We start from the raw sequence: 7,070 nt of genomic DNA on the forward strand, positions 1-7,070 counted from the left end.
GGCCATCGCGGCCTGCCTATTTCAGCAGCGAATCAAACAGCGGCAGGCCGATGATCGCGGAAATGGCGATCAGCCCATAGCAGATGCGCCGGAACGACGCTTCGTCCGCAAGCCCGTGCAGTCGCGCGCCGGCATAAAGACCCGCGCCGTAAAAAGGCAATGCCAGCAGGAAAAACACGAAGACTTCAACGGTAAACAGGCCACTGACAAAATAGCTGGCGATGGAAAATACCGTCGAAACCGCGAAATAAAGAATGACATTGGCGCGCACGAAAGCGCCTTTCAGCGCTCCGCCCAGCCAATAGGCGACGACGGGCGGACCGCCCAGTTGCGCAGCGCCCGAAAACAGCCCGGCCAGAAGTCCGGTAAAGAGGGTGAGCGGCGTTTTCGGCCGGCCGCTGTAACGCCAGCCGGACACCAGAAATAAGAGCAGCACCACGACCACGCCGGAGATGAGCCAGCGCAGGGTCAATGGATCCCCCTTTGAAAGCAGCAGGGTGCCGACCGGTATGCCGACAAAGGCGCCTGCCGCCATGATGAAGACCTCGCGCCGGTCCGCCATGCGAAAGGCGGGCGGTATCATGCCGAGCGTCAGGACGCCGTCCACCACCAGCAGTACCGCCGAGGCGACGCGCGGCCCGACGATGGCGCTGGCAAGCGGGATGAAAATCAGCGCTGCGCCGAAGCCGGAAAAGCCGCGGGCGAGACCGGCGAGAAACGCCGCACCCGCAAACATCGCCAGCAGCGTCGGACTATGGGCGGTGATGAGGGATGAGAAAAAATCGAGGTGGGACATGGGCGATGGCACGGTTGTTCGAATATCTTTTTTCTATCTCGCTTGCATGCACAGGTCGCGGAAATTTCCGTTCATGGCTGCATGACGCCCTGACGGGTCGACGCCGTCAAAGAATCGTGATTAGAGTTATAGCGCATGAACAAAGGATGAACAAATGTTTGCTGACATGATGCCTCGGTTTGAAGAGGCCTCGCAAAAATATGCCGCTGAAAACGGAATATTCCGCGACCCGGACTGGTACATGCTGAAGCTTCAGGAAGAGGTTGGCGAGGTCACACAGGCCTGGAACCGGCTGACAGGACGGGGGCGCATTAAGGGCAGGAGCAAAGAGGAGATGAAGCGGGATCTGGCCGACGAAACCGCCGATCTCCTCGGCCATGTGCTGTTGCTGGCCCATTATAACGGTCTCGATATTGAAGGAGCGATCGAGCGTAAGTGGCGTTTCAGGCCAGGGGCCTGACGAACCGCCGAACGGCGGCTTGATCCTTGCGGTATCGCGCCTCTAGTGGGGTGCGACTAGGAGAAGGCGATGATAAAGAACAGGATCGCAAGAGCGGCAGCCACAGGCGTCATCACCAGCCGCTCAGGGCGGCTTTTCGACATTGCGTTCAATCCAACGCTCACCGCGAGATAACAGGCGATGATCCAGATGCCGGGTTCGATCCAGCCGGATGGCAAGACGTCCACATAGCCCGTCTTTTGCAGCGGAAAGGACGCGAAAAAGGCATAAATGAGCGGCGAAGCCGCGCTGGCAATTCTTTGTCGGACAGGCAATACCCGGTGCGTGCCGCCCCAGGCAAGGCGTCCGAAAGGCGCGCCGGCTGCAAGCGCAATCTGGAATACGGACAGAATCAGCAGGATCAGCGTCGCGAGCGACAGGGCAACAGGCGGCATGATCACCCCGGTTATGGATGCGCCGACAAAGGCGCTCGGCCAATAGCGGCGTTTGAGCCGGCATGCGCCTCATCATGACGCCAAATGGCTAAGGACATGTGACGGCTCCGCGCTTTCAGCCCGCTCTTCATCTCGCTCAGGCCCGTGCCTTTTGCAGAAGGCTTGCCACGGCGTGAAGGTCGCTCGAAACGGCTATGCACTTCTCCCGCATTTCCTCGGTCGGCGGCGCGACATCGGGCACCATGATCGTCATCATGCCCGCCGATGTGGCCGAGCGTACGCCTGAATAGGAATCCTCCAGCGCAAGGCAGCGGCCCGGGTCGAGGGAAAGCCGTCGGGCTGCGGTCAGATAGGGCATGGGCGCGGGTTTCGGTTCGCTATAGTCGCCGCGTGCGACGATGGCGTCGAAACGTCTGAGAAGATCGTAAGGGCCGAGATGGCGGGTCACCGAATCGTGCCGCGACGAGGTGGCGATGGCGCGGCGGATATCGAGCCGGTCGAGAAGATCGAGAATTTCGATGACGCCGGGTTTCAGCGCCACGCCATCAGCCATCATCACACCAAGGTGCCGGAGCCAGGCGTCGCGAAAGCTGTCGATCGGAAAATCCGCGCCATAATCGGCAAAGATGGTGCCGGTAATGACATCCCACGGGCTGCCGCAGACCTTCTGGTAGGTCTCGACCTTCATGCCATGGCCGCCTTCATCCGAGGCTGCCAGAAATGAATCGCGATAAAGCCTCTCGCTCTCGATCAGCAATCCGTCCATGTCGAACACCACGGCGTGCGGAAGAAAAGGCAACATGGCTTAACCGAACCGGAAAGGGCGTTCGCCGAGGCTCTCGAAAGGGCGGATCAGGTAACCATCGGGATCGGCGACGATGAATTGCCGGTTGCCCACTTCGACCGTGCCGCGCCTGTACCATTTTTCCTCCAGCGGCATGACGAGGTCGATCGAGGATCGCTCCAGCCGGGAAAGGATGGGTTGCAGGGAGGGAACGGCGAGCTGCAGGTTCATGCCGCGGCCAAGCGGAAATTCAAGCGCGGCATTTTCAGTCACGAATGTCCGGGTTGCGCCGATCTGGTCGATCATCAGCTGGGCATCCCCCAGCGCCAGATAGGTAAAACCCTCTTCGGGGCGCTCATAGACCACATGAAAACCGATCAGGTCGCAATAAAAGGCGCGGCTTTTCTGCCAGTCGCTGACGGCAATTTCAGGAACGAGGGCATTTCGTATGATGGTCATGGTCTCCTTTGCCGCGCAGGCCCGGGATGGGAGGATGGCCTGCGGTAGGGCTGATCTTACCGTCTTCCCGGCTGCACGCCAGAGGAAACGTCATCATGGCAGCCATGTGTGAGGCTGCGGGCTGAGATTGTCGCGGCAGGTTCAGCCTCTGGTGTCCCGCAATTTTCCTCCCGTCATTCCTGTGCCTGTCACAGGAATCCAGTCAGCCCAAGTCCTTGGGCTGAAAAGACCCTCTCGCCGCGCGGATGCGCGTCGACCGGAGTGACGGATGTGGGGATGCACTGCTACATCACTTTGTCTGCGCTACAGATACGCATTGAGCGTCGTTACGGGCAGGTCGTGAGATTTACGCCTTCGTACCGCCGACGGTGATCTGATCCATGCGCAGATGCGGCTGACCGACGCCAACAGGCACCCATTGACCGGCCTTGCCGCAATTGCCGATGCCGGTATCGAGTTTGGAATCATTGCCGATCATCGAGACGCGCTTCATGGCGTCCGGCCCATTGCCGATCAGCATCGCGCCCTTCACCGGCGCGCCGATCCTGCCGTTCTCGATGAGATAGGCCTCGGTGCAGCCGAACACGAATTTGCCTGAGGTAATATCCACCTGGCCGCCGCCGAAGGAGACAGCATAGATGCCCTTCTTGACAGAAGAGATGATTTCTTCCGGCGTTTTGTCGCCTGACAGCATGTAGGTATTGGTCATGCGCGGCATCGGCACATAGGCATACCCCTGCCGGCGGCCGTTGCCGGTGGGCGTCGCACCCATCAGCCGGGCATTCTGCCGATCCTGCATGTAGCCGACCAGCCTGCCGTTCTCGATCAGCACATTATATCCCGATGGCGTGCCTTCGTCATCGATCGTCAACGAGCCGCGGCGGCTGTCGATGGTGCCGTCATCCACCACGGTCACACCGGGGGCGGCGACCATTTCGCCCATCAGGCCGGCAAAGGCGGAGGTCTTCTTGCGGTTGAAGTCGCCCTCGAGGCCATGGCCCACCGCCTCGTGCAGCATCACGCCCGGCCAGCCGGAGCCAAGCACCACATCCATGGTGCCCGCCGGCGCATCGATGGCGGTGAGATTGACGAGCGCCTGACGCAGCGCCTCATCCGCGCCCCGTTGCCAGTTTTCCGTGGTGATGAAATCACCAAAGCCGACGCGGCCGCCAATGCCGTAGGAGCCGCTTTCCTGCCGGTCGCCTTCGCCCGCCACGACGGAGATGTTGATGCGGGTCATCGGCCTGATATCGCTGACGCGATGTCCGTCGGCGCGCAGGATGTCCACCACCTGCCAGCTCGCGGAAATGGTCGCCGTCACCTGCCGGACATTCGGGTCCTTGTCGCGCAGATAGGCGTCGATATCGGTGAGAAGCTTCACCTTCTCCTCGAAGCTCGGGCTGCCGATCGGGTTCTCGTCGCCATAGAGTTTCTTGTTGGTGCGCTGCGGTGCCGCGGCATAAGAACCGGAATACCCTCTGGTAACCGCACCCACCGCATCCGAAGCGCGTTTCAGTGCGCTTTGCGAAAGCTCGCCCGCATGGGCATAACCCACCGTTTCACCGGCAACGGCGCGCAGGCCAAAACCCTGATCGGTGTTGAAGGAGCCGCCCTTCAGCCGGCCATTGTCGAAGGTCAGCGATTCGGCCTGGGCATGTTCGATGAAGAGTTCGCCATCGTCAGCGCCGGCGAGCGCCTCGCCGACGAGCTTGCGCAATTGCGTTTCGTCGCAATCGAAGAGTTTTACAAGATCGTCGGTCATGGGAGGCTCCAGTCATTATCGTTCATGACCGATTTAGGCACTGGAGCCGACGGACGCAAGGCTGTCCCGTAATGTCAGGCTTCAGGGAAGCGCGTCGTAGCCCTCGGCAAAGCCCGAAAGCTCGATCGGAATACCCACGCGATCCTGATCAACGGCTTCGCGCAGCGCAAAAACCGCATTCTTGCCGGCGCGCAGAACCTTCAAGAGCTCGTCGTCAATATCCACTTCCACATAGCAGCCTTCGGAGAAGCAGCGGGTGAAATAGGCGCGGCCGATATTATTATTGTCGATATAAAGCTCCATGCCGTCCTTCAAAAGCACGCCGAGCGGCGCAAGGATGCGCAGGATGCGCGACTTGCGGTCGGCGGTTTTCAGCACCACCACCGAAAGGCCGACTTCCGGCCGGTCATCGGCAATCACGTTCTGCATGAGGGCGCATTGTTCTTCGGATGCACCCGCCGGCTTGTCGCAGATGACAGACCATGCGCCATGCGTCGACTTCGGCGTGCCGGGCGGCTGCTGTTGCGCCAGCGCTGCGGCAGCGGGGGCGATGATGGCAAGACCGGCGGCGGCAAGAAAAGTGCGCGCGAGCGGGGAAAGACGCATGGATACCTCTGGGATTCGAATCAGTGCGGCTATTTTGACGCCATAATCCGGAAAAAAAAGCCTTGGACCTTCAATTCCAGCGGAGTTGGGCGGAAATAGGACCTGACCGCGTGTATGGGCGTCTGATTTGCCCGGCACGTCATTCGTTATCCGGCGGTGGAACCGACTGGAAGTCGGGGCTTTGTCGCATTTGGGCTGTTCGAAATCGCGTTCGGCGGGGCAGCTCAGACACAGGGTGCGGGAAAGTCGCCCGTGGATTGACCAATGGCAAAATTGGGGCATATCCGTGTCCCGACGCATATTGCGGCAGAGGACAAACTGTGGTTTGAAGTTAGTACCATTAGCATGGATTCTGCGTCTGTGATTGATCTAGATCAGACGCGTGAGGGAGAGGGTACCGTGAGGAATAGGATTTACGCAGCACTGGCGGGGATGACCTGTCTGCTCACGGCTGTCGGCGCCCACGCCGATCAGCCGGTGCATTGGCAAATGGGCATGCAGGAGGCCGCCACGCCGATCATGCACGAAATACGCTGGTTTGAACAATATACACTGTGGTTCATTGTTCCTGTTACGCTTTTCGTTCTTGCGCTGCTCATCATCGTTGCCTTGAAATTCCGCGCCGCGAAAAATCCGGTGGCTTCCAAGACCAGCCATAACACGGCGATCGAGGTTGTCTGGACGCTGGCGCCGGTTCTCATTCTCCTGTTCCTCGCTTTCCCATCGTTCAATCTTCTGAACGCGCAGCTGACGCAGCCGGAAAACCCGGACCTGACGCTGAAGGCGACCGCCACGCAATGGCTGTGGAGCTATGAATATGCCGCCGCAGAGGGCGCCGAGCCGCTCTCCTTCGACAGCTATCTGCTGAAAGAGCAGGATCGCGCTGCTGCGGGCAAGGAGGACAAGGCCCGCTATCCGCGTCTTCTTGCGGTAGACAATGAAATGGTCGTTCCTGTCGGCAAGACCGTTCGCCTTCTGGTGACGGCGGCTCCGACGGATGTCATCCACGCCTTCGCCATGCCCGCTTTCGGCGTCAAGATCGACGCCGTTCCGGGCCGCCTCAACGAAACATGGTTCAAGCCGGAGAAGGAAGGCCTCTATTATGGCCAATGTTCCGAGCTTTGCGGCAAGGACCACGCCTTCATGCCGATCGCCATTCGGGTGGTTTCCGAACAGCAGTACAACGCCTGGCACGCCGCCGCCGCTTCAGACCTGAACGGCGCGAACCGGGCGCTGATGGCCTCCGTCGACGGCGCTCCGCGCACCGTTGACGTTGCCGCCAACGAAGCCAACTGAGACCTGGAGTGACGACAATGGCTGGACCTTCCGCACACGACGATCATCACTCGCATGGTCAATCCGCACATGACGATCATTCGCATGATGCGCATCATTCCCATACGCCGGGCTTTTTCGCCCGCTGGTTCCTGTCCACCAACCATAAGGACATCGGCACGCTCTACCTGATCTTCGCCATCATGGCGGGTATCATCGGCGGCGGTCTGTCGGTCGTCATGCGCATGGAGCTGCAGGAGCCGGGCATTCAGATCTTCCACGGTCTGGCCTCCATGGTTTACGGCTTCGAGGGCGACGCTGCCATCGACGGCGGCAAGCACATGTTCAACGTGTTCACGACAGCGCACGCGCTCATCATGATCTTCTTCATGGTCATGCCGGCGATGATCGGCGGTTTCGCCAACTGGATGATCCCGATCATGATCGGCGCTCCTGGCATGGCTTTCCCGCGCCTCAACAATATTTCCTTCTGG

Annotated in this window: 9 protein-coding genes; 3 read left to right on the forward strand and 6 right to left on the reverse strand. The window is 60.1% G+C overall.

Going from position 1 to position 7,070, the window contains the following annotated elements; all coding sequences use genetic code 11:
• Positions 1 to 16: 16 nt before the first annotated feature.
• Positions 17 to 796 (reverse strand): sulfite exporter TauE/SafE family protein, encoded by a 780-nt coding sequence (locus DA915_RS03780; RefSeq protein WP_060722993.1) that lies wholly within the window; start codon positions 794 to 796, stop codon positions 17 to 19.
• 154 nt (positions 797 to 950) lie between these two features.
• On the opposite strand from DA915_RS03780, the gene DA915_RS03785 reads away from it, so the two are divergent.
• Positions 951 to 1,256: a MazG nucleotide pyrophosphohydrolase domain-containing protein gene (locus tag DA915_RS03785; RefSeq protein WP_060722994.1), complete on the forward strand. Its 306-nt coding sequence runs from the start codon at positions 951 to 953 to the stop codon at positions 1,254 to 1,256.
• 56 nt (positions 1,257 to 1,312) lie between these two features.
• Here DA915_RS03785 and DA915_RS03790 read toward each other — a convergent pair whose 3' ends face one another.
• The 5 genes from DA915_RS03790 to DA915_RS03810 form a co-directional block, all read right to left on the reverse strand.
• Positions 1,313 to 1,690, reverse strand: a complete 378-nt coding sequence (locus DA915_RS03790; protein WP_107675192.1) for a hypothetical protein — start codon at positions 1,688 to 1,690, stop codon at positions 1,313 to 1,315.
• Between the two features lie 136 nt (positions 1,691 to 1,826).
• The gene (locus tag DA915_RS03795; RefSeq protein ID WP_107675193.1) at positions 1,827 to 2,492 is read right to left on the reverse strand and encodes an HAD family phosphatase; all 666 of its coding nucleotides are present in this window, start codon (positions 2,490 to 2,492) and stop codon (positions 1,827 to 1,829) included.
• 3 nt (positions 2,493 to 2,495) lie between these two features.
• Complete coding sequence (locus tag DA915_RS03800) at positions 2,496 to 2,933, reverse strand: VOC family protein (RefSeq protein WP_003509150.1); 438 nt, start codon at positions 2,931 to 2,933, stop codon at positions 2,496 to 2,498.
• Between the two features lie 346 nt (positions 2,934 to 3,279).
• Positions 3,280 to 4,695, reverse strand: coding sequence for a metalloprotease TldD (gene tldD / locus DA915_RS03805; protein WP_107675194.1), 1,416 nt, complete (start codon positions 4,693 to 4,695; stop codon positions 3,280 to 3,282).
• 81 nt (positions 4,696 to 4,776) lie between these two features.
• Positions 4,777 to 5,301: an invasion associated locus B family protein gene (locus tag DA915_RS03810; protein WP_003521101.1), complete on the reverse strand. Its 525-nt coding sequence runs from the start codon at positions 5,299 to 5,301 to the stop codon at positions 4,777 to 4,779.
• 432 nt (positions 5,302 to 5,733) lie between these two features.
• Between DA915_RS03810 and coxB the strand changes: the two genes are divergently transcribed.
• Together coxB and DA915_RS03820 are read left to right on the forward strand one after the other, a co-directional pair.
• Positions 5,734 to 6,597: a cytochrome c oxidase subunit II gene (coxB, locus tag DA915_RS03815; RefSeq protein ID WP_003509143.1), complete on the forward strand. Its 864-nt coding sequence runs from the start codon at positions 5,734 to 5,736 to the stop codon at positions 6,595 to 6,597.
• A 17-nt stretch (positions 6,598 to 6,614) separates the two neighbouring features.
• The coding region (locus tag DA915_RS03820) for a cbb3-type cytochrome c oxidase subunit I (protein WP_192886397.1) at positions 6,615 to 7,070 on the forward strand (456 nt) is incomplete at its 3' end.

Origin of the sequence: Agrobacterium sp. LAD9 (assembly GCF_003031125.1) — a bacterium.
GTDB lineage: Bacteria > Pseudomonadota > Alphaproteobacteria > Rhizobiales > Rhizobiaceae > Agrobacterium > Agrobacterium radiobacter.

Coding starts and splice junctions, on each gene's coding strand:
- coxB (WP_003509143.1), top strand. CDS start 5,734: ATGACCTGTCTGCTCACGGCTGTCGGCGCCCACGCCGATCAGCCGGTG.
- DA915_RS03790 (WP_107675192.1), bottom strand. CDS start 1,690: ATGCCGCCTGTTGCCCTGTCGCTCGCGACGCTGATCCTGCTGATTCTG.
- tldD (WP_107675194.1), bottom strand. CDS start 4,695: ATGACCGACGATCTTGTAAAACTCTTCGATTGCGACGAAACGCAATTG.
- DA915_RS03810 (WP_003521101.1), bottom strand. CDS start 5,301: ATGCGTCTTTCCCCGCTCGCGCGCACTTTTCTTGCCGCCGCCGGTCTT.
- DA915_RS03795 (WP_107675193.1), bottom strand. CDS start 2,492: ATGTTGCCTTTTCTTCCGCACGCCGTGGTGTTCGACATGGACGGATTG.
- DA915_RS03800 (WP_003509150.1), bottom strand. CDS start 2,933: ATGACCATCATACGAAATGCCCTCGTTCCTGAAATTGCCGTCAGCGAC.
- DA915_RS03780 (WP_060722993.1), bottom strand. CDS start 796: ATGTCCCACCTCGATTTTTTCTCATCCCTCATCACCGCCCATAGTCCG.
- DA915_RS03785 (WP_060722994.1), top strand. CDS start 951: ATGTTTGCTGACATGATGCCTCGGTTTGAAGAGGCCTCGCAAAAATAT.